25 protein-coding genes are annotated in these 22,661 nt (G+C 40.2%); 20 read left to right on the top strand and 5 right to left on the bottom strand.

The window, feature by feature from the left end; translation table 11 throughout:
- The first annotated feature begins 102 nt into the window (after positions 1-102).
- The 5 genes from LDK34_RS02820 (at position 103) to LDK34_RS02830 (ending at position 5,357) form a co-directional block, all read left to right on the top strand.
- Positions 103-1,887, top strand: a complete 1,785-nt coding sequence (locus tag LDK34_RS02820) for an oligopeptide ABC transporter substrate-binding protein (RefSeq protein ID WP_178942998.1) — start codon at positions 103-105, stop codon at positions 1,885-1,887.
- A gap of 120 nt (positions 1,888-2,007) precedes the next feature.
- Entirely contained in the window at positions 2,008-4,182 is a 2,175-nt protein-coding gene (locus LDK34_RS02825; protein ID WP_236941465.1) for a peptide cleavage/export ABC transporter, read from the top strand.
- A gap of 283 nt (positions 4,183-4,465) precedes the next feature.
- The gene (locus LDK34_RS12600; protein ID WP_263863204.1) at positions 4,466-4,588 is read left to right on the top strand and encodes a hypothetical protein; all 123 of its coding nucleotides are present in this window, start codon (positions 4,466-4,468) and stop codon (positions 4,586-4,588) included.
- 80 nt (positions 4,589-4,668) lie between these two features.
- Positions 4,669-4,794, top strand: a complete 126-nt coding sequence (locus LDK34_RS12605; protein WP_263863203.1) for a hypothetical protein — start codon at positions 4,669-4,671, stop codon at positions 4,792-4,794.
- 425 nt (positions 4,795-5,219) lie between these two features.
- Positions 5,220-5,357: a hypothetical protein gene (locus LDK34_RS02830; protein WP_178942996.1), complete on the top strand. Its 138-nt coding sequence runs from the start codon at positions 5,220-5,222 to the stop codon at positions 5,355-5,357.
- Positions 5,358-5,536: 179 nt separating this feature from the next.
- Here the strand turns inward: LDK34_RS02830 and LDK34_RS02835 are convergent, their stop codons facing one another.
- The 4 genes from LDK34_RS02835 to LDK34_RS02845 all read right to left on the bottom strand — a co-directional run bounded on the left by LDK34_RS02835 (position 5,537) and on the right by LDK34_RS02845 (position 6,285).
- Positions 5,537-5,716, bottom strand: coding sequence for a hypothetical protein (locus tag LDK34_RS02835; RefSeq protein ID WP_178942995.1), 180 nt, complete (start codon positions 5,714-5,716; stop codon positions 5,537-5,539).
- A gap of 159 nt (positions 5,717-5,875) precedes the next feature.
- Positions 5,876-5,920 carry a hypothetical protein gene (locus LDK34_RS12710; RefSeq protein ID WP_477190247.1) on the bottom strand — a complete coding sequence of 15 codons (45 nt, stop codon included), beginning with the start codon at positions 5,918-5,920 and terminating at the stop codon, positions 5,876-5,878.
- Positions 5,904-6,116 carry an IS66 family insertion sequence element accessory protein TnpB gene (gene tnpB / locus LDK34_RS02840; RefSeq protein WP_178942994.1) on the bottom strand — a complete coding sequence of 71 codons (213 nt, stop codon included), beginning with the start codon at positions 6,114-6,116 and terminating at the stop codon, positions 5,904-5,906. The genes LDK34_RS12710 and tnpB overlap by 17 nt, the downstream gene beginning before the upstream one ends.
- The gene (locus tag LDK34_RS02845; protein WP_178942993.1) at positions 6,103-6,285 is read right to left on the bottom strand and encodes a hypothetical protein; all 183 of its coding nucleotides are present in this window, start codon (positions 6,283-6,285) and stop codon (positions 6,103-6,105) included. The genes tnpB and LDK34_RS02845 overlap by 14 nt, the downstream gene beginning before the upstream one ends.
- A gap of 461 nt (positions 6,286-6,746) precedes the next feature.
- On the opposite strand from LDK34_RS02845, the gene LDK34_RS02850 reads away from it, so the two are divergent.
- From LDK34_RS02850 to LDK34_RS02885, 8 genes are all read left to right on the top strand, one after another.
- Positions 6,747-6,932, top strand: a complete 186-nt coding sequence (locus LDK34_RS02850) for a hypothetical protein (protein ID WP_178942992.1) — start codon at positions 6,747-6,749, stop codon at positions 6,930-6,932.
- A 524-nt stretch (positions 6,933-7,456) separates the two neighbouring features.
- On the top strand, positions 7,457-7,939 hold the full coding sequence (locus tag LDK34_RS02855; protein WP_178942991.1) for a GNAT family N-acetyltransferase: 483 nt from the start codon (positions 7,457-7,459) through the stop codon (positions 7,937-7,939).
- A 21-nt stretch (positions 7,940-7,960) separates the two neighbouring features.
- On the top strand, positions 7,961-8,566 hold the full coding sequence (locus LDK34_RS02860; RefSeq protein ID WP_178942990.1) for a DJ-1/PfpI family protein: 606 nt from the start codon (positions 7,961-7,963) through the stop codon (positions 8,564-8,566).
- A 105-nt stretch (positions 8,567-8,671) separates the two neighbouring features.
- Entirely contained in the window at positions 8,672-9,016 is a 345-nt protein-coding gene (locus LDK34_RS02865; protein ID WP_236941466.1) for a prevent-host-death family protein, read from the top strand.
- A 168-nt stretch (positions 9,017-9,184) separates the two neighbouring features.
- Positions 9,185-10,141, top strand: a complete 957-nt coding sequence (locus tag LDK34_RS02870) for a helix-turn-helix domain-containing protein (protein WP_236941467.1) — start codon at positions 9,185-9,187, stop codon at positions 10,139-10,141.
- A gap of 13 nt (positions 10,142-10,154) precedes the next feature.
- Positions 10,155-11,111, top strand: a complete 957-nt coding sequence (locus tag LDK34_RS02875; RefSeq protein ID WP_178942987.1) for a helix-turn-helix domain-containing protein — start codon at positions 10,155-10,157, stop codon at positions 11,109-11,111.
- Between the two features lie 11 nt (positions 11,112-11,122).
- Complete coding sequence (locus LDK34_RS02880; RefSeq protein ID WP_178942986.1) at positions 11,123-12,106, top strand: helix-turn-helix domain-containing protein; 984 nt, start codon at positions 11,123-11,125, stop codon at positions 12,104-12,106.
- Between the two features lie 13 nt (positions 12,107-12,119).
- The gene (locus LDK34_RS02885; protein ID WP_178942985.1) at positions 12,120-13,091 is read left to right on the top strand and encodes a helix-turn-helix domain-containing protein; all 972 of its coding nucleotides are present in this window, start codon (positions 12,120-12,122) and stop codon (positions 13,089-13,091) included.
- A 225-nt stretch (positions 13,092-13,316) separates the two neighbouring features.
- On the opposite strand, the gene hflX is transcribed toward LDK34_RS02885, so the two are convergent.
- Positions 13,317-14,597, bottom strand: coding sequence for a GTPase HflX (hflX, locus tag LDK34_RS02890; RefSeq protein ID WP_178942984.1), 1,281 nt, complete (start codon positions 14,595-14,597; stop codon positions 13,317-13,319).
- Between the two features lie 447 nt (positions 14,598-15,044).
- Between hflX and LDK34_RS02895 the strand changes: the two genes are divergently transcribed.
- The 7 genes from LDK34_RS02895 (at position 15,045) to LDK34_RS02925 (ending at position 22,658) form a co-directional block, all read left to right on the top strand.
- Positions 15,045-16,679: a peptide ABC transporter substrate-binding protein gene (locus LDK34_RS02895; RefSeq protein WP_178942983.1), complete on the top strand. Its 1,635-nt coding sequence runs from the start codon at positions 15,045-15,047 to the stop codon at positions 16,677-16,679.
- 112 nt (positions 16,680-16,791) lie between these two features.
- Entirely contained in the window at positions 16,792-17,052 is a 261-nt protein-coding gene (locus LDK34_RS02900) for an AbrB/MazE/SpoVT family DNA-binding domain-containing protein (RefSeq protein ID WP_178942982.1), read from the top strand.
- A gap of 34 nt (positions 17,053-17,086) precedes the next feature.
- The gene (locus LDK34_RS02905) at positions 17,087-17,425 is read left to right on the top strand and encodes a type II toxin-antitoxin system PemK/MazF family toxin (protein ID WP_178942981.1); all 339 of its coding nucleotides are present in this window, start codon (positions 17,087-17,089) and stop codon (positions 17,423-17,425) included.
- A 329-nt stretch (positions 17,426-17,754) separates the two neighbouring features.
- Positions 17,755-19,395 carry a peptide ABC transporter substrate-binding protein gene (locus tag LDK34_RS02910; protein WP_178942980.1) on the top strand — a complete coding sequence of 547 codons (1,641 nt, stop codon included), beginning with the start codon at positions 17,755-17,757 and terminating at the stop codon, positions 19,393-19,395.
- A 177-nt stretch (positions 19,396-19,572) separates the two neighbouring features.
- The gene (opp3b, locus tag LDK34_RS02915; RefSeq protein WP_017260956.1) at positions 19,573-20,502 is read left to right on the top strand and encodes an oligopeptide ABC transporter permease; all 930 of its coding nucleotides are present in this window, start codon (positions 19,573-19,575) and stop codon (positions 20,500-20,502) included.
- Positions 20,502-21,524 carry an ABC transporter permease gene (locus LDK34_RS02920; protein WP_178942979.1) on the top strand — a complete coding sequence of 341 codons (1,023 nt, stop codon included), beginning with the start codon at positions 20,502-20,504 and terminating at the stop codon, positions 21,522-21,524. Before opp3b ends, LDK34_RS02920 begins: the two co-directional genes overlap by 1 nt.
- Positions 21,525-21,536: 12 nt before the next feature.
- Positions 21,537-22,658 (top strand): ABC transporter ATP-binding protein, encoded by a 1,122-nt coding sequence (locus tag LDK34_RS02925; RefSeq protein ID WP_042655269.1) that lies wholly within the window; start codon positions 21,537-21,539, stop codon positions 22,656-22,658.
- The last annotated feature ends 3 nt before the right edge of the window (positions 22,659-22,661 follow it).

Genomic DNA, 22,661 nt, shown 5'->3' on the forward strand with positions numbered 1-22,661 from the left:
TATAGTTCTTTACAAATTCTAATTTAAGGGTAGAATGAGTTTTGTTAATTATTTGATTCATATTTGTTCATAAGGTTTTGCATTTCTTGGGAGGACGAGTTCATGAAAAAAAGTAAACTAGCTTTGGCTGGGGTAGCGGCACTATCAGTTGTTACTTTGGCCGCATGTTCGAACGGAAGTAGCAGTTCATCACAACCTACTACTGCTGTTAAAATGCCACAATCATATAGTGGCTCTGGCAAGATTGATCAAAACGGCACTATTAAGGCTGCTGAGGTTAACGACGCACCCTTCAAGGGTTTGACTGATGAGGCGTTAATTTCTAATGCTGAAGACTCAGACGTTTTCGGACCAGGTTTACAAGGTCTTTTCAATACTGATAAGAACTACAACTATAAAGATGGCGGGCCGGCTAATATTAAATTAAGCCGTGCGGCTAAGACACTGACAATCACTCTTCGTAGTAATTTAAAGTGGTCAGATGGTTCACCAGTTACTGCGAAGGATGTTGAATATGCCTACGAGGTTTTAGGTAACAAAGATTCAACGTCACAACAATTCAGCGCTAACCTTGAAAAGATTAAAGGTATGACTGCTTATCATCAAGGAAAGTCATCTACTATTTCCGGTATTGAAATGCCAAATGGTGAAAAGGGCAAAAAGGTTGTTATTCATTACACAGCTGTTAACCCATCCATGACTCATTCCGGTAACGGATTTGTCTGGGAATATGCTGAACCATATGAACATATTAAGAATGTGCCAATCAAGAAATTAGCTTCATCTTCTGAAGAACGTAAAACACCGCTCTTCTACGGACCATATAAACTTAAGAAGGTTGTAGAAGGTGAATCCACGTCATGGGTTCGGAACCCATATTATTGGGGCAAGAAAGCTAACGCTAAGGCAGTTACCATTAACGTTGTTTCAACTTCGGCTGCTGCCTCAGCCTTCAAATCCCATAAATATGACTTCACAGTTGGTATTCAAGGGATTGCAAACTCACAGTATCCAAACGTTAAGAAGTTAAGCGATTATACAAATGTCGGAACTCCACAATTAGGGTACGGTTACCTTGGGTTTATGGTTGGTCATATGGACAGCAAGACCGGCTCAAACGTCATGGATAAGAGTAGTAAAGTTGCCAACAAGAGTCTGCGTCAGGCTATGGCTTATGCTATGAACACAGATGCTGTTGAAAAGAAGTTTGGTAACGGCTTGGGTAAACGTGCAACTACGTTAATTCCAAGTGGTTTTAGTCAATATCATGACAAGAGTGCAAAGGGCTACCCTCTGAATATCAAGAAAGCCAATAAACTCCTTGATGATGCCGGATACAAGAAGAAAGGCAAGTGGCGTCAAACCCCTGATGGTAAAAAGTTGGTTCTTCACTTTGCTGCCATGAAGTCTGGTACAACGCATGAGCAAACGATTCAAAACTACTTGCAACAATGGCATAAGATTGGTCTTGATGTTCAATTAACTGGTGGTAAGACAATGGAAATGAATGCGTTCTATGACGCTATTCAGGCTCCAAAGCCACCAAAGAACGTTGATTTCTTCGAAGCTGCATGGTCAACTGGTACCGAACCAACGCCAACCATGTATACTGCGGATGCACCGTTTAACATGGGTCACTTTGTATCTAAAGAAAATACTGATTTGATTAACAACATCAACAATCAGAAGGCTTTCAAGGACTCATATCGTAAGACTCAGTTTAACAAGTGGCAGGAATACATGAACCAACAGGCAGCATATGTTCCTGAAAGTGAGACTTTGACTTGGACACCTGTTAACCATCGTGTTAAGAACTTTACTTACAGTCCGGCACATAACAATACTGCATGGGCAGAATACGGTGTTACATCATCGAATCCTAAATAAGGAATAATCGGCTGTGATTATTCTGCTGTTGCCGAGAATGCAATAGTTATTAAAGCGTCAGCTCAATCAATTGTAATTGATTGGACTGACGCTTTTTTTAGAAAAAGGGGGTATTAATATATGTTTGATCTTTTGAAAAACAAAAGATTTTATGTATCACAAGTAGACGAACGCGACTGTGGTGTTGCCGCACTTTCAATGATTTTAAAGCATTTTAAATCATATGTTTCGATTGCTCATCTAAGGGATTTGGCTAAAACTAGTATGGAAGGTACAAGTTTGCTGGGGATTACAACGGCAGCCGAGAGCTTCGGTCTGAATACGACAGCAGTTCAAGCTGATATGTCTCTGTTTGATATGAGCGGTATTCCTTATCCTTTTATTGCACATGTTAATGTTCGGGAAAACTTGCAACATTTTTATACAGTTTTTGGAAGCATAGGCGATCAAATAATTGTAGGTGATCCTAATCCATCCATTGGTATGACAAAGATTAAAAAAAGAAAATTTGAAAAAGAGTGGGATGGATACTCTGTTTTTTTTGAACAGGGTAAAGACTATAAAATAGTTAAAGAAAAAAGGCATACACTCTGGGAGTTAGTTCCCGTTCTAAACAAGCAACATGCTCTAGTTTCACAAATCATTTTGTACTCGTTATTAATTACTTTGGTTAGTATACTTGGCTCATACTATTTACAGGACTTGATTGATACTTTAGTGCCAGGTAAACAATTCACTTCACTTGAGATTGTGTCGATGGGCTTGATAGTTGCTTACGTAGTGCAGCAGTTATTATCTTTTTTGCAGAATTACTTAATGGCCCTGATGAGTAAGAGATTGTCGACAGATATAATTTTAAGATATATACGACATCTTTTTGAGCTTCCAATGAATTTTTTTGCGACGAGAAGAATTGGCGAAATTGTTTCCAGATTTACGGATGCAAATCAAATTATTGATGCATTAGCCAATACGATAACGACAGTTATTTTAGACGTTGGTATTATTGCTGTTATGGGCAGTGTATTGATTTTTCAAAACTTTAAGCTCTTTTTGATATCGATAATTGCTATTCCCCTTTATGCTTTAATTATTTTTGGATTTGTTAAGTACTTTAACCACCTAAACAATGAAAGAATGCAAGCAAATTCAATGCTTAGTTCCTCGATCATTGAAGATTTAGATGGTATTGAAACCATTAAATCGTTAAATAGCGAGGGCGTATCTTTTTATAAGATACGCCATGAGTTTTCAAATTTACTAAATCAAACTTTTTCTTATCAAGTAACAACCTTTGTTCAAAATAGTTTAAAGGCTTGTTTAAAGCTCGTATTAAGTGTTTGTGTTTTATGGTATGGATCGATATTAGTCATGGAAGAAAATATGTCTATGGGTGGGCTTATTACGTTTAATGCTTTATTAATTTATTTCACAACACCTATGGAATCGATTATCAATTTACAAACTAAACTGCAAACTGCTCGAGTTGCCAACAATCGTTTGAATGAAGTTTACCTGGTAGAGTCAGAGTTTAAGAATCAAAATGCCTTTCAAAATACTGATAAAAAATTGAAGTTAAATGAAATCCATTTAGATCATGTCAGTTTTCGATATGGATTGATGAATTATGCTTTAAATGACATCAATTTGTTGATTCCGGCAGGAAGCAAAGTTGCCCTGATTGGCGTCAGTGGTTCCGGAAAATCAACTCTGGCAAAGCTTCTGACAAGGTTTTATGAGCCTGAAAAAGGACGAATTCGGTTAGGAAAAGAAAATTTAAATAGTGTTGGTAAGAAGCTGCTAAGGGCAACAATCAACTATTTACCGCAAGCCCCATATATATTCACTGGATCTATTGAAGACAATTTGGTATTGGGATGTACAGCGGGGTCAGTTACAGAAGAAACAATGAATTGGGCCCTAAAAATAGCGGATATATACGATGATATTGAGAAAATGCCACTGAAAATGAAAACTGAGATTACATCGGATGGTGGTGGATTATCTGGAGGTCAACGTCAAAGAATTGCAATTGCAAGAGCGGTGCTCGCTGATGCGCCAATTATGATCTTAGATGAATCGACAAGTAATCTCGACGTGATTACGGAGAAAAAAGTTATTTCGAATCTTTTGTCCTTGAAAGACAAAACGATTATCTTTGTAGCCCATCGTTTAACTATTGCCGAGAAAGTTGACCAAATAGTAGTTATGAAAGATGGAAAAATTGTAGAACATGGTACACATGATTCGCTTAGAAATAAGGATGGATATTATGCCGAACTTTTAAATGCGTGATGTAACATGACACATGGCTCTGTACAGGAGGTAAAAAACCTTCGATTGCTAGTGACAGGCTTTGTAACTAGATCCAATTCGCGCTTTTATCAAATGTTTCCTTGATTGTAAAAATAAAATTTATGTAAGTATCAATAAAACGTTGACATTAAAAAATGATGAGACTATATTGATAATTATATTAGAGAATAACAACGCCGGCGTTGCAACTTTAATAAATGGATTATTGAGTTTATGCTACTTGCAATTGTTAATTTAATATTAGTTAAGGGAGCGTGCTTTTATGAATAAGATTAGTACATTTTCAAACCTTTCTAGGAACGAACAAGCAGAAATTTATGGTGGTGCTGGTGAACGTATGTATAAGCAGGCTCGGATGGATGGTTTTCCGGTAGCAAATGATTAGTGACTAAATGCATATTGTTAATGTGCAATATGTATATTTATTAAGACTTAAAACAATTTGCTTTTTTAGGAGAAATAATTATGACTAAATTAAATGCTAAAAAATTTGATGCTTGTATTTTTACAAGTCTGTGTGTACGTCAGCAAGAAAAAATTATTGGCGGTGGCGAAGTGGCAGATCAAAAGCTATTGCAAATTATGGAGTAGTGATAGGATATTGTCTTTGACAAAGTACAATTTTTGTAGATTTCCTCGTGGATTACTAGCTTAACCGAGATGTTTTTAAATGCATTTGTGGTCGTTACATCTTCAGTACGGGTTTTTCATTGAAAATCAAAGGCTTAAATCTTTGCACCTGAAAAATTATATGGTTAACAAATATTAGAAATTCTTTTATTTCAAAGCGGAGGCAATTGAATCACTATGATGAATGCATTTGTGGAAGTTGATAAAAAAGAACAGGCAACTGTTATTGGCGGCGGCATAGTCACTCGAACCCAAGAGAAAATGGTCTTGAATGAGCACACCATTTTCTAACCTTAAATGTTAGGAATTAAACACATTTGCCAGATTGGATAAATCCATTATCGAATAATGTGCAATTATTAAGAATGCTAAAAGAGGTAATTGATATGATTGAAAACAATGCTATCAAGAGTCCAGAAGATGTGTTTACCAATGTTTCTAAGGATGAACAAAGTAAAGTAGTTGGTGGAGGAGATCATAGGTTACACTTTGCACCGGTTGGCGTATATCCTGCAGATAACTGATTATTAGGAAACGCTAAGTTGATCACGGTTATTATCATGTACAAATTATTATTGACACTTCCGATAGTTAAATCAAACTATTGTGTAGTGTCTTTTTTGTCAAAAGAGTTAATTGATTATAGGAACTTAAATTGTCAGCACTTAATAACAGACCGTCTTTTTAACTGGTAGTTTTGGATCTAAGGTTGCTTGCTGTTTTTTTGACGTTTCTTCGTTGACGGTACTTGATCTGTTTGTTGATTAGGATCGACTGGTTCTGACTTTGTGCCAAATAGCTTTTTCGTCAGATAATTAATCGTTTCGGCTTGTTGCTGAACCTTAGCGGTCAGCTCAGCGATTTGTTCTTGTTCAGTTGTCATTGCGAGTAACCCACATTTCTTTTGATTGAATATGGGTCCGTGTACACAAGTCTTTTCGTGGTGTACTAAATTAACGAATCGTGGCGTCTAACAGCCGTTCACTGAGTAAGCGTGAGAATTGCTAACCATTCAATTTGGAATGGTCGCCTGATTAGTCGGTCACTGAAGTCGACCCTCTTCAATCCGTTTATATAACAATAAAATTCCGTCGCCATCCCAATAAAGCGCTTTGTATCGATCCTTGCGCGGTGCCGCAAAAGAGATAGAGTGAACGGTTATATGGATCTAATTCAAACTGTTGTTGAACGATGGCTGTTAGTCCATCGATGCCACGATGTAAGGCAGTCTTGCTACAGACAATGTAGATTTGTTTTATCGATGATTGATCAATGAGCATCATTAAACACCGCCTTCAATAAGGCATCGACTAGATAGCTATTGGCCTTGTTGTAAATAATAACTGTTTTATTTTGGCCTAACCGCAACTGCATCGCTTTGATTGGCGTCGTAGAAACCGATGTTTGATGATTTTGTGGCAATTCGATCTGAACAATTTCATGTTTTTCCATAAATAAAGACCTCACCAATTTGATTTGATGAGGTCCTTTTACCGACAATCGTGAGTATTTTATAGACGGTCGGTTATTGGGTGCTTACGTTAGCTTAGTTATCAATATTTATTGGAAAAAGAACCTGCTTAATTGCAGTTTTTTTAGATCAGTCTAATAAGTACATAATCTTGAAATATAATTAGAAAGATGTTACAGTTTCGCCAAGATATAGGAGTAGCTGATTACTAATTGCTACAAAGTAGTCAATATTTAGCGCATTCATTTTTCCTTGTGCATTTTGAAGTAGTCCAAGATTCATCGGGCCTTAAAGTATCTCGTCTGAATGCAGTGTAAGACTGTCGACCTTTATGCACCTTGATTATAAAGGCCGAATTTAAGATAATTTGTATATTTAGTCTTATTGCTCAATTTTTAGAAGTAAAATTAGTAACTTACTGAGAAGAAGGGAGATAATTATTATGATTGAACAAGCATTGAATTACGATTTAACAAAAAAGTTTAAAGTTATAAATCAGGAACAGCAAGAGGAAATAAAAGGAGGAGTGAATTTCACAATTCCTCGAGGGCCTTTGGAAGGCACGGGTTCATATGGACCTGGAGAGCCGCTCAAAGATGTAAACGATAATCCTGGATGGTGGTGGTAAGCAACGATGAAGCTTGTCATTATTAAACTTAAGAATGGCTGAAATAAGTACCTGACAATGCCAGCTAAAAAAAGCCTCAGTACGTTGAGGCTTTCTTACATAAAAATAAGTATCAAGTACTTTACACTTGTGCGTGTTTAAATAATCAAAATGTAAATGTAACAAATAAGTTCTCGTTATTTCATAATATATTTGTCTAAGATTCCAATGCACTTTATGAATGTGCCCTGCATTTTGTCGAAATTTTGATTATACATCAGAGTCTTAACGTAGTTCGTAATTGTTAGATTAAACAATCAGGATGATAGCGCTTTTTTTAGTTAAGTGGAACTAGAGAATGGCGGAAAACTAATTTTATGGTGCAATTTGAATAGTATGAAAAATCTGTTAATGAATGTGTTTCGCTACCATATAAACTGCGATTTGAAAATTTGAAAACGCCGGTGTTATCAAATTGGTTGGATAATCAGATTCGCGAATTTTACAAAGCAAACGGAACGGTATCATAGGGAGATGGTGTCTTCATGAGTGTTGAATTGATGCAGTACACGGATACGACACAAAACCGCCAGCAAATAAATGACTATCAACTAACGGATGTGACCTATACAGGAACGCCGAAATCTGTGGTGGCAAAGGCAAAAGAAGACCCAGACCGAATGCCGATAATGATTATGTTAGAAGATCAATTGGCTGGATTCTTTTGTCTGCATATTCATAAGGGACCGTTAGAAATTGGCGGGAATGTGAAGACGGATGTCCTGTTGCGAGCATTATCGATTGATGAGCGGTTTCGTGGACAAGGCATTTCACTTACTGCAATGAATTTGGTTTCTACGTTTGTGAATGTGCTTTTCCCAAACGTGACTCGGATTATTTTGGCCGTGAATCAGCGCAATGTACCAGCACAAAGACTTTATCAGAAAGCTGGATTTCGTGATACAGGTATACATAGAGTTGGCAAGATTGGGCCACAGTATGTGCTGTTTAAGATGGTAAACAACTGATTTGTTTTGGGGGATATAGTCATGAATAAAATTCTCGTAATGATTTATGATGGCTTTTCAATGTATGAGATTAGTGCGCTGACTTCAATTTTTGCATGGAGTCCGTTGTCTAATTGGAAGATTGACGTCGTAGCTGCTAAACGAAAAATATATCAAACAGAAGATGGTTTTGCAGTAATGCCGCAACGAACGTTTGATGAAGTTGACAACATTCAGGAGTATAAAATGTTAATTCTACCCGGAATTGCGGATTATCATGTTGTCTTGCCAGATAAGCGTAATATTGAGTTTTTGAAGCGTTTTAAGATACGTTCTAGACCGATTATTGCAGCAATTTCCGCTTCACCAATTTTACTGGCGAAGGCTGGCTTATTGGAAGATACGCATTTCACAGCTGGCTTATTTGAAAGTGCTTATGTAGAAAATAGCTTTATCCCGAAGAAAAATTTGTTACGTAAACCGGTCGTTTCGGACAATGGTATTGTAACTTCATCTGCCTATTTTGTACGTGAGTTTGCTATTGTGGCTGCACATGAATTAGGCATAAATGTACCCGATAATTTTTTTGAGCCACTGGGTATGGATACCACTGAGGAAAGCCTTGTGTTTCATGATTCGAATCATTAATCGAACGACAACGTTAAAATCTTGTTGATTATGCTCATACTTCTAAGTGTTTCTGCTAAAGAATAGTTCTTCAAAGGAATATAATTTCTTCGGAGGGAATAGAATATGAAAGACAGTCAGACTTTTCCAAATAGACAACCTGTATCAGAACTACAAACATATGAAAAAGTTTTATCGCAAGTTTCTCCGGGGGAGCCAGTATTCTTAACACGTGATGGTGAAGATGCATATGTATTGCTGGATTTTCAAGATTATACAGAACAAATGACTTCATTAATTTCAAAGCAGCTCATGGCAGCTATTGAAGAATCAGAAAAAGGCAAAAGATACAGTATTGAAGAGGTTCGGCAAGAACTCTTAGGTGATGAAACTGAATCTTCTGATGTAAAAATCACGGATGAGCTATTTGATGCCCATGCTGAGTTTATGAAGCGATTAGAGGTTAAATAATTGATTTGAATTAATACCAGATGGAGATAGGTCAAAGACGCTGAGCCAGCGTTTGCGACTTATTTTTTATGAGATAAACAAGTGAGTTCTAATCATTTTCTAACAATCGACAACATTCTGCGCTATACTTAATCAACAAGCAATTTTAATAATGGGAGATAAGTTTGTATGGCCACGTACGGGACGACGTTTCGGCGTCTACGAGTTGGCAAGAACATGACACTGAAGGAACTGGCCGATGAGCAGGTAAGCATTGGATTCTTGTCTAAGTTTGAAACGGATCAATCAAAAATTAGCGTCGGTCGGTTGATGCATCTGTTGGATAAAATGCATGTGACTGCGGATGAATACTTTTTTGCTCAGCATGATGGTTACGACAATCCACAAATACCTGAAAGATGGTCAGAAATGAGTGTGTCGAACGCAGTGGGCGAGTTAGGCAGCAGCTTTTATTACGCGGCTGGCTTGGCAAATCGTGGTCGATGGGAGGAGCTGGTACAATGGCGAAAAAAGTTGATTGCAGATGCAAAGTTAACACCGACGATGAGTCATTGGTTGGATGTGGACTTCGTTCAGCTTCTATTAGCGCAGCATCGGCAGGAAGATGTTCATCCGTTTGTGCAACGTGCAATCACTTATTTAAAGCAGATCGATGAGTGGAGTATTTACGAGCTGATTGTGTTTAACGTTTTCCTGTCAGGGATGGCTGTCACTGATGTTCAACAGCTCGCACAAGCAGCCAAGCGCAAATTGACTTCACAATCACAACTTAGTGAGATGGCGCGGATGCATCGCGGCTTTTTGTTTACAAACTTTAGCTATTTCATGAATGTTGCACATTTTGACCTGGCAGAGAGAATGCTTGAACAGATGCGTGATCTTCATCATCAACAAACACAACAACAGATGACCGGTGATTTTGGCATGTTAATTTTATGGTGTCAAGGGTGGCTAACCTATCGCAATGACGATAAACAGCGTGGGCAAGCAGAAATGAAGGACTCGTTAACTGTTATGCGATTGTGTGAAGAAACAAGTTTGTGGCAATTATATTCAGCTTTTAGTGATCAGATTTGGCAAACAGACGATGATCATTTACTCCATCATTCACGGTTGATGGCTTAGAAAGGGGACTGACATGGCAACATATGGTGAAACGTTTCATCAACTACGGGTTGGTAAAGGCCTGACATTGAAAGAACTTGCAGATGAACAGGCGAGTGTCAGTTTTCTCTCAAAGTTTGAACAGGGCCAATCGAAAATCAGTGTTGATCGATTGATGCATTTGCTCAAGAAAATGAATGTGACCGCTGATGAGTATTTCTTCCTGCAGCATGATCGTTATTTGAACTCTCCGATGCCGGTGGAATGGCGTGAAATGGGCGCTGCAAACGCACTAACAGATTTAACGAACATTTTCCTGATTAGTTCAGGTTTGGCGATACGACATCAGTGGAAAAAACTTTACGCGCGGCTTGATGTATTAAAAGAAAACGCTAAAAAATCCCCAACGGTTAATAATGTGTTGGGATACGACTATGGTCGAATGATGCTGGCCAATCATACCGGGAAAAGCATCGAGCACAGTTCGGATTATGCTGTGAAATATTTAAAGCAGATTGACGATTGGGGCATTTATGAAATTTTAGTCCTCGAATCCTTTTTGACCGCCATGCCATTGGCCGATGTTGAATTATTTACTAATATTGCTGAACGTAAACTGACGGCGAATGAGTCGATTATGTATGTCGCAGGCATGCATCGCGGATTTTTAGTCAGTAGTTTTTCATATTTTATGTCGTTGGATCAGTTTGCGTTAGCCAATGAAACTTTATCGAAGATGAAAGCTTTACATAAAAAGCGCGATGGTCGTGATTTGACTGCTAATTTTGCGATGACGATATTGTGGTGCGAAGGTTGGCTCAAATATCGTGTTGATAACAAGGCACTGGGCAAGTCCAAGATGAACGATGCCACCACCATGATGAGGCTATGTAAGGAAGATCATATGTTTAGGATTTATGACGATTTTACGGCAGAGATTGTGAGTGCACCAAATGATCACGATTTTCATTACGGGACCGTTATTTCTTAGGAGAGGTCAATATGCAATCGTTAGGACAAACGTTTCATGAACTACGTAAAAGTAAGAATCTAACACTTAAGGAAGTTGCGGATGACGAAATCAGTATGGCGGTGATTTCGAAGTTTGAGAATGATCAAACGATGTTGGGCGTGGACCGCTTTTTACATTTGTTGCAACAAATCAATGTCACAACGACAGACTTTTTCTATCGTTATCGGGAATCAGATGAGCGAGCTCAAAGAGCAGGACTTGAGATTTCAGACGATGGCACGCCACTGCCTGAAATCTTTGATGTTTTGGAGCCGTTCAACGACATATTTCAAATTTCTGGTGATGACAATCAAAGTACGGCACAAAAGATTTTAAGTTTTCAAACGTTCATCAAATTGACAGAGCAGGAATTAAAGAAAAATTCTTGTTTGGCTAATCGTTTAAAATTGTCCTTAGCGGAAGCAGCGCTGAAGATGCATCAGTCTAAGATGAGAGATCACGTCTCGACACATCAAGAAATGTTCCCAATTATTGATTATTTAGGCGGTGTATCAGCATGGACAGCGTTTGAATTATTGCTTTTCATTACCACGTCGATTTACATGGACGTCGAAGATTCAATGATGCTGTTTTCCCGTTTTATGAAGCAAGCCAATTTTTATGTTCGTTTGACTGATTTGCGACACTTAGGATATTCCGTCTGTTTTACGCTCTTTTCGACTATGGTTGCACATAGGACTTTTGATGACGCAAAATTTGTGTTGGAAAAATTCGATGATTTGATGAGCAAGGACAATGATGTAGAAGCACAATTTGCAATCCTGAGTTTATTTTTACACGGGTGGTATCTTTATTTGACGGGACAAGAAGATGTCGGCAAAGATAAGTGCAAAACTGTGCTGCAACTTTGCAAGACACTGCATTTAACTGAAGATTCGCGTTTCTATCGTAAAATTTATGATAGCATGCAGGACAAAACATCAGCGACAATTTATTCAAAGATCTTTGACTAGGGGGGTGTATACAATGCCGGCGTTGGGAGAGACATTTCGAGCGTTACGTAAAAGTAAAGGCTTAACGCTTAAAGAGATTGCTGATGAGCAGGTTAGTGTGGCCGTGATTTCGAAGTTTGAAAATGGCACTAGTATGCTTGGTGTCGACCGTTTCTTACATCTTCTGGATCAAATTCATGTGACGACTAGTGAATTCTTCTATTGGCAAACGAACCGGTATGCGGTTTCCCCGATGCCATTATTTGGTAACAGCGATCATGCGTCGCCGAGTTGGAAGTTAGTATTGCCCATGCAGAAAATTCTAGAGCTTGTTAATAAGGCCGATCCACCAAAAGGTGTGCAGGAAGTTGAGAACTATCAAAAAGAGTTTACAAAGGTTTTTAGCGATCAACCGACTCAGATGAATTCGCTGGTCATGGCGATTATAAATAGTAGTGTGGATTTACTACATTTTAGGTTGAACAAAACGGCGTCAGATATACTGCCAGTGACGAAGTACCTGACTAGTGTTGAACAGTGGGGTGAATTCGAAATATATTTGCTGATATTTTCAGTTTCTTTTCTAGATGCCTCAGATTTATTTCGTTTATTCAAACGGGCAATGTATCGAGCGGATTGGTACAAATGGTTGGCTGACGATCAGCACACACGCTTTAATTTATGTTTTGATGCATTTTCAGCTTTAATAGGGAAACAACATTATACCGAGGCAGCTGAAGTGCTTAAAATTATGGATAATCTTGTACATGACAAAGATGATTCTGACGTGCGTTTTGCAGTCCAAAATCTATTTATGCATGGTTGGTATGATATTGTGACTGGTGAAAAAGAAAAAGGTAAACAGCAATGCGAAAATGCATTGTCTGTTTACCGAATTCTAAACGTTAGCGGGGATGAGGAACTATTACGATTGGTTTATGAGCATATTCTGAAATATGATCCTAGTGATGTGAAACACATGTTTATTATACTGACAATGGGATAAGGTAATACACTTGACTACGTTGTTTTGTTTGCTTTGTATAAACAATTGCTAGAGGTCAAAGAATAAGTCGGTTACTGTGAATAAGAGGAAATTTATTACCCTTCAAATCGTGTTAAAAAGAGTTTTTTAAGACGTTTATCCACTGGTCAATAATAAAAAAGCTTTTTCCCTTTAATTCGATATGGTCGAATAAGAGAGAAAAAGCAGTTTTCATTGGTGCTTTAATTAGTTTACCCGATACTTCTCAAACCGTTGCGCTGATTCATCCGTCAGCTCGACGGTTATTTTAGTACCTTCGGCAACATATTCGGTTTCCAAAATATGTGCCTTTTCATTCAAGAAGTTCAAAATGTTGCCTTGGTCAAACGGAATCAACAGGGTAACTGTCTGGTAGTTCTTAAAGACTTGTTCCCGAATCATGGTGATTAATTCGTCTAATGATGCATCATCGCGGGCCGAGTAAACGAGTTGCATGCCCTCGCGAGAAGGGTACTTAGCTTCCGTCTTGTCGGCCTTGTTGAACGCAACGATCATTGGAATATCAGTGACACCAATGGCCTTCAAGGCTTCATTAGTCGTAGCCATCATTTGCTCACTATTAGGGTCACTATAATCTACAACCTGAATGAGCAAATCGGCGTTAGCAGCTTCAGCCAGCGTAGAACGGAATGCCTCCACTAAGCCATGAGGTAACTTACTGACAAATCCGACGGTGTCTGAAAGTAAGAACTGCTTTTGATCGGGCAGGTTGATTTGTCGAACACTGGTATCCAACGTTGCAAACAACATGTTCTTTTCAAATACTTGTTTGTCTTCGTTTAAACCATATTTGCGGACAAGACCGTTCATGGTGGTTGATTTACCAGCGTTGGTATAACCGACTAATGCTACAGTTGGGAGCCCATTCTTTTCCCGTTGCGTGCGTTGCGTGTCGGCAGCTTTGGTGATGTCGGTTAGCTCGCCTTTCAGATGTTTGATCTGATTGTTGATGGTTCGGCGATCCATTTCCTGTTGTGTTTCACCAGCACCACGGTTAGTGAATCCGCCACCACCGCCGGCACCAGTTTGCTGGTCCAAACGTTGGTTAACACTAGTATGCAACCGTGGCAGTTGATATTGGAGTTGGGCAATTTGAACCTGTAGTTTAGCTTCCCGTGTCTGAGCACGGTTGGCAAAGATATCCAGGATCAAGGCAGTTCTGTCCAGTACACTCGCTTTAGTAGCCGATTCGATGTTACGAATCTGTGAAGCGGTAAGTTCGTCGTTTGTCACGATGGTATCCACGTTTTCACTGGCCACAATTTCAGCCAGTTCGGTAATTTTTCCCTTACCAAAGTAAGTACCTGGATGCGGCCGTTCAAGTTTTTGACGAACTTCTTCCTTAACAATCATATTATTGGCGGCAACTAGGTTGGCAAGTTCTTCCATGGAATATTCAAAGTTGCCAGCACCGGTGTTGAGACCGGCAATAATAACTTCTTTTGGTGCAATTGCAGTTTCGTCCAAATGTGTGTCCTCTTTTCTAAGCCGAGACTTGTAATGACTTAATTATACCATTTCGCACGTTACGCTGGCCGGTTCGGTGTTTGCGAGAGGTAAAGGGCAATCCGTTTTAGGAATGAATGTTGAAGGCCAGTTAGATTAGAGGAAAATATCTGAAATCAATGGTCTGTGAGCATGACAAACCTTCAACGGAACTGAAAAAATCCAGACCAATTGTTCTATGCACGAAATATTTCATGCTAAAACATCTGCTACGAACGGACTAATACATTACATAAGCAACTTATACCGTTTTTAAATTAATTAAAATAAAATTAGCAAAACTCGTTGACTTTAATCTTATTTTAATCTATTATCATCACAACTTTTCAAAACATAAGTTGCCGCGAAAAGTACATAGCTTGGAATGCATCACCATAATAAGGTGAATTCCACAAGGAGTGTGGTTGAATGAAGGTTCGTAAAATTTTAGCAATGGGTGCAACAGCGACGTTATCCGTATTAACGTTAGCTGCGTGTGGTAACAAGGGGGCGTCAGGGCATAAGGGCGAGTTAAACTTAATGGAATCTGCCGAAATGCCGACACTAGATCCTTCGATTGCGACAGACAATGTTTCAATGACGGCGTTATCGAACACATTTTCAGGAATTTACCGAATTGGTAAGGATGCTAAGCCACAAAATGAGTTGGCAACGAAAACGACGGAATCGAAAGATGGGCTTCACTGGACATTTGATTTGCGTCACGGAACAAAGTGGTCAAACGGGGATCCGGTTACTGCTCAAGATTTCGTTTATTCCTGGCAACGCACAAACAGTCCAAAGACAGGGTCACAATATGCGTATCTATTTGAAGGCGTGAAGAACGCGGATGCCGTTCAAAGTGGCAAGATGAAACCCAGTGCCTTAGGAATTAAGGCTGATGGCAAGTACAAGCTATCCGTTACGTTGTCCAAACCAATTCCATATTTTAAACTGTTACTTGGTTTCCCAAGCTTCTTCCCACAAGACAAAAAGGCCGTTGATAAATACGGCAAGAAGTATGGGCAAACATCTGGCACCCAGGTTTACAACGGACCATTTAAGGTTCAAGGGTACAAAGGAACCAATGCTAAATGGGACTGGGCTAAAAACAACACATACTGGGATAAAAAGAACGTTAAGTTAAACAAGATCAATTTCCAGGTTGTTAAGGAAAACAGTACGCAACTAAATATGTACAACTCTAAGAAGGCTGACCTGACCCAGTTGAGTGGAGACCAAGTTGCCCAATATAAGAACAACAAGAATTACATTTATCGTCCCGGTTCATCAGCTGCTTACCTTGAATTGAATGAAGAAAAGGTGCCAGCGTTCAAGAACCAAAAGATTCGGGCTGCACTATCATATGCAGTTAGCCGGTCACAGTTGACTAACAACATTTTGCAGGACGGTTCCAAACCTGCGACGACGTTTACACCTTCCAAGTTGGCCAAAGATCCAAACACTGGTGAGGACTTTGCCAAAGAAGCCGCAGTTAAGGGCGCTTTGACGCAGAACCTGACTAAAGCTAAGCAACTGCTCAAGCAAGGGGAACAAGAAGCTGGTATTTCAGATTTGAAGTTCACGTTGATGGCTGATGACACTGACACTGGTAAGAAGAACGCTGAATTCTTGCAGTCCGAATTCCAGAAGTTACCAGGTGTTAAGGTGACCGTTCAAAACGTGCCTTATAAGACACGATTAACCCGTTCTGCTGCTCACAACTTCCAGTCCGTTGTCACACTATGGGGCGCTGACTACAACGATCCATACACGTTTGCTTTGTTCACGTCAGATGGGACGTACAACGATGGTTTGTGGAAGAACGCCACTTATGACCAGAATGTTAAAGATTCCGCCGGTAAGAATGCGTTGAACAAGGAAGCACGGTTCAAGAACTTAGTTACCGCTGATCAAACGTTGGTTAAGGATTACGGTGTCTTGCCATTATACACTGGCTCATTCTCTGGCTCTGGTCCATTCTTGCAACGTCCATACGTCAAAGGGATTATCTATAATTCAGCTGGTATTAACTGGAACTACAAGTACGCTTATGTGAAGTAACGTATTTCTAAACAATCTCGACATTTCAAAATGTCGGGATTGTTTTTTTTCTGTAGTATATACTACAGAAAAACAAATTAGCGTTTAAGCGAGTTAAAACGGAGGTGTTGACATGCAAAACGCAAAGATATCAAAGTGGGGTAATTCTCAAGGTATTCGAATTCCAAAGGCTATTTTGTCAGAAATTGGCATTACTAATCTTGATGATGCTGAAGTATCAATGACTGTTGAACAGGGAAAATTAATAATCATGAAAACTAAGAGCGAATCAAAAATAATGAGTCGATTTGCCAATTTTGATTATGAAAAGTATTTGCAAGGTGAAAATCGCGTGGCTGACTTGGGAGAGCCGAAGGGGCGCGAACTCTGGTAGATAGCTACTAATGATTTTTTTGAGGGAAGGAGAAATGCTTTTTAAAAAAATTGATCGAGGAGACATTATTTTAGTTGATTTCAGTCCTTCGCTTGGGCACGAACAAAAAGGTTATCGCCCTGCACTCGTTTGGACTAATAGAGCCAGTCAGCAGGTCAGTGGATTTGCGAGTGTTTTTCCAATAACATCTCATGATAAAGGCTATCCGCTGCATGTTCGATTGGGAAAGCGGGTCTCTAAAGTAAAGGGAGTCGTTATGACGGATCAAATTACGACGATTGATCTAGAAATTCGTTCGGTGCGCAAAATAGCTCATGTTGGAAATGATATTCTTTATGAGGTAGCGGAAATATTTGCAGACATGACTGAATAGGCTAAAACCGTAGGTATTGCAATTGAAATAATCGTGAGAAAAATGAGGATATGCTGTATAAATGTATAATTCGTATTAGCTGCTAAACGGTCTAGATAAATAAAATGATTCGACACATAATTGTAATAATGGTTAACAAACACTAACAAGGTGGGCTTTAAGTCGACCTTTTTTGTTTGCTAAAAAATTCTAAGCAATAAATGGGAAAAGCTGCGTTGACATTCATTGAATTCTCATTTATCATTTGACACATACTTTTCGAATAGATATTTTATTGCGGAAGGTCACAAATTGTTACCGGGGTAACAAATTAAAAAGGAGTTGGCGATATGAAGTTGCGAAGAGTATTAGCACTTGGTGCTGTCGCAGCCATTTCTGCCTTAACATTGGCAGCGTGTGGCAACAAAAGTGGTGCTTCTTCACACAAGGGTGTATTGAACCTGTCTACTACTGCTGAAATGCCAGGTTTGGATACATCAAAGGTTACGGATAATTCATCTTTGACAGCCTTGTCAAACACACAGGAAGGGATTTACCGAATTGGTAAAAACTCTAAGCCTGAAAATGCGTTGGCAACAAAGACGACTGAATCAAAAGATGGTTTACACTGGACCTTTAACTTGCGTAAGAACACAAAATGGTCAAATGGTGACAAAGTCACTGCCAAAGATTTCGTTTATTCATGGCGGCGCACAAACGATCCAAAGACGGCATCACAATACGCATACTTGTTTGATGGTGTGAAGAACGCAGATGCCATTCAAAATAAGAAAGCTGACGTGAAGTCGCTTGGTGTTAAGGCAGTCGGCGACTACAAGTTGGAAGTTACACTTGAAAAGCCAATTCCTTACTTCAAGTTATTGCTTGGTTTCCCAATCTTCTTCCCACAAGATCAGAAGGTTGTTGATAAGTACGGTTCTAAGTACGGAATGTCGGCTAACAAGCAAGTTTACAACGGACCTTTCAAGGTTGAAGGCTGGACTGGCACTAACACCAAGTGGAAGTGGGTTAAGAACAACAGTTACTGGGATAAGAGTGCTGTTAAGACGAACACCATCAACTTCCAAGTGGTTAAGGAAGGTAACACTGCACTTAACCTCTACAACTCCGGTAAGATTGACCGAACTCAGTTACAGGGTTCACAAGTGGCCAACTACAAGAACAATAAAGACTACACGTACTTCCAGGGTTCAACTTCTGCATATCTGGAATTGAACGAAGAAAAGGTACCTGCATTTAAGAACCAAAAGATTCGTCAAGCATTATCCTTAGCACTAGATCGTAAGCAATTGGTTAACAATGTTCTGGAAGATGGTTCAAAAGCCGCAACTGGTTTAATTCCAACGAAGTTAACAAAGAACCCTAAGACAGGTGCTGACTTTGCTAACGATTCTAAGGTTGCTGATACAACTGATCACAACTTGGCTAAGGCTAAGCAGCTGTTGAAGGAAGGGGAGAAGGAAGCCGGTATTTCTAGCTTGAACTTCACCTTGCTTGCTGACGATACGTCAGGAACTAAGCAAAACTCAGAATTCTTACAATCACAATTTGAAAAGTTGCCTGGGGTTAAGGTTTCTCTTCAAAACGTGCCATTTAAGAACCGTTTAACCAAGTCTGCTAACGGTGACTTTGATGCCGTTATCACACTTTGGGGAGCTGACTACAACGATCCGTACACGTACTCATCATTGTTCACATCAGATAACTCACAAAATAATGGTAAATGGAAGAACTCAGAATATGACACTCTGATCCAAAATTCAGCTAATAAAGATGCTAATGACAAGCAAAAACGTTATGACGACTTAGTTAACGCTGAAAAGATCCTGACGAAGGATGTTGGGATTGTGCCATTGTACTGGGGTACTGCTTCTGGTTCTGGTCCTATGCTTCAAAAGAGTTACGTTAAGGGTGTAATTTACAACTCAGCTGGTGTTAACTTCAACTACAAGAACGTTGAAGTTAAGTAGTCACGTTAATGTAACGGATTAAATTTAGAGGGAAACGTGAGGAAAAACCATTTCATTCTGGTTTATCCCCACGTTTTGCTTTAAGATGAACATTAATGATTTTCAGCGAATTCTCATTATTCAACGGAAATCTCGCACTTATTACTTGTCTGGTTTAGATTGTGAGGAAGTAAGTTTATGGCAAAATACCTGCTCAAACGACTGTTTTACCTCATTCTAACGTTATTCCTGATTGCAACCATCACGTTCTTTATGATGAAGCTGTTACCAGGGACACCGTTAAGCAACGAGTCAAAACTCTCGCATTCACAGATTCAAATGATTTACCACACGTATGGGTTGGATAAGCCTGTGTGGCAGCAATACCTAATTTACCTAGCCGGCATGGTTCGTGGTAACTTCGGTTTGTCATTCCAGTTTGATAACCAACCGGTATCATACCTTTTGGCAACCCGGATGCCTGCATCATTCCAGCTTGGGATTCAAGCGATGATCGTTGGGGTGCTTTTAGGTATCATCGTTGGTGGGATCGCGGCAATTCGTCGGAACACTTGGGTCGACGGCACGATGACGATTATTTCTATCTTAATGATCTCGATTCCAAGTTTCGTGCTTGCCATCTTGTTACAGTACTACATTGGTTTGAAAGCTGGTGCCTTTCCGGTTGCCGGCTGGGGGAACTTCTCGTATACCATTCTCCCGACCATCGCGCTGGCGGGTTCTCCGTTTGCAACGACAGCGCGGTTTATTCGAACCGAAATGGTTGACGTCATGAGTTCTGATTACATTGAATTAGCGAAGGCAAAGGGGCTGACTAGTACTGGCGTGGTTTATCACCATGCTTTGCGGAACTCCTTGATTCCACTGATTACATTGATCGGACCACTGACGGTTAACTTGATGACCGGTTCACTGGTTGTTGAAAATATCTTCGCCGTTCCTGGGATTGGGGAACAATTCGTTAAGTCAATTACGACTAACGACTACCCAACTATCATGGGGATTACGATGATGTACTCAGTACTGCTCGTGGTTGTCTTATTGATTACCGATATCGTTTACGGAATCGTTGACCCACGGATCCGTCTGCAAGGAGGTCAAAGCTAATGGCTGAAAACGCGAATGTTTCAAACGATGCCTTCGAACCACTTGGCAAAGAAGAACATCTTGATAATGAAAAAATTGCTGCGCCTTCGCTGACCTTCACACAGGATGCATGGCGACGATTAAAGAAAAACAAAATTGCGTTTATCTCGATGTGGATTTTATTGGCGGTTTTGGTGCTTTCACTGGCCGGTCCGCTGATTTCACCACACCAACCAAATAACGCACAACCGGCCTACACGAACTTGCCGCCAAAAATTCCGGGTGTTCACATTCCTGGACTGGATGGGACAAAGGCCGTGGATGGTGGCCGTGTTGATGCTTATCAACAGCAACACGTTCCGTCAGGTAAGTACTGGATTTTAGGGACCGACTATTTAGGTCGTGACCTCTTATCACGGATTATTGCAGGTACCCGGGTGTCACTAGCCGTTGCCTTGATTGCGACGCTGCTAGATTTGACCGTCGGGGTCGGGTATGGCCTGATCTCGGGATGGCGTGGAGGCAGAACGGATATGATCATGCAACGGATCATTGAAATTTTGTCCTCCGTTCCTAACCTGGTTTACATGATTTTACTTTTAGTTGTGATGCGTGGTTCGCTACTGTCTATTTCATTAGCGATTGCCATCTCCAGTTGGACGACGATGGCCCGCTTAATTCGAGCCGAGTCGCTGACGTTGAAGAGCCAAGAATATATCTTGGCGGCACGGACGCTGGGTGAAAGTTCATGGAAGATTGCGTGGAAACACTTGATTCCAAACATGAGCTCAGTGATCATCATTCAAACGATGTTTACGATTCCAAGTGCCATCTTCTTCGAAGCCTTCCTATCATATATTGGGATTGGGATTCAGCCGCCGACTGCATCACTTGGGACGTTGATCTCAGATGGGCAAAAGAACTTCCAGTTCTTGCCATTCCAGATGTGGTACCCAGCCGTTGTCCTGATGGTCATCATGATTTGTTTCAACCTGTTTGCCGATGGCTTGCGGGATGCCTTTGACCCACGTTCAAGAGAGTAGGTGACGTTAATCGTGGAAAATAATGACACAGAAAACTTAATTGAAGTCAAAAACCTGAAGATTAACTTTGATACCTATGCGGGCAAGGTTAAGGCGATTCGCGATGTTTCATTCCATTTGAAAAAGGGTGAAACGTTGGCCATCGTTGGTGAATCAGGTTCTGGTAAGTCTGTTACAACGCGTTCGTTAATGGGACTTAATGCTGACAACGCCGAAATTGCTGGCGGTCAGATTATGTTTCACGGCGAGGACGTGTTGAAGAAGTCCGAAAAAGAAATGCAACAGATTCGTGGTAAAGATATCGCGATGATCTTCCAGGACCCAATGACTTCGTTGGACCCAACTATGAAGATTGGCCGTCAGATTGCTGAGCCGCTGATTATTCATAACCATGTTTCAAAAAAGCAGGCCATGGCCCAAGCTTTGGAAATGTTAAAGTTGGTCGGCATTACGGATGCTGAACACCGCATCAATGACTACCCGCACCAATTTTCAGGTGGGATGCGTCAACGGATCGTGATTGCGATTGCGCTGATTTGTTACCCAGAGGTGTTGATTGCCGATGAACCAACCACTGCGTTGGATGTGACGATCCAAGCTCAAATTCTGAAGTTAATGAAAGAATTACAAGAAAAGATCGAAACTTCGATTATCTTTATCACGCATGACCTTGGTGTGGTTGCCGGTATGGCTGACCGAATTGCCGTTATGTATGCTGGTAAGATTGTTGAATATGGAACTGTGGATGAAATCTTTTACAATCCACAGCATCCATATACATGGGGGTTACTGAACTCTATGCCAACCTTGGATACTCAAAGCGGTGAATTGTCTGCTATTCCAGGGACACCGCCAGACTTGTTGGATCCACCAAAGGGTGACGCGTTTGCGGCCCGTAACCCTTACGCATTGAAGATCGATGCTGAGCAGGAACCACCGTTCTTTAAGGTTTCAGACACTCACTATGCAGCGACGTGGTTATTAGATCCCCGTGCTGAAAAAGTGACACCACCTGAGGCAATTGCCAAACGGCAGGCGCAATGGGCTAAGATGCACACGGATGATGGCGAACTTGTTCGCCCAGCAACACCATTGAACACGGCTGATAACTTAGACGACTCAGATCGCGAATAGAGA

This window comes from Furfurilactobacillus milii, from assembly GCF_021654115.1.
Taxonomy (GTDB): domain Bacteria; phylum Bacillota; class Bacilli; order Lactobacillales; family Lactobacillaceae; genus Furfurilactobacillus; species Furfurilactobacillus milii.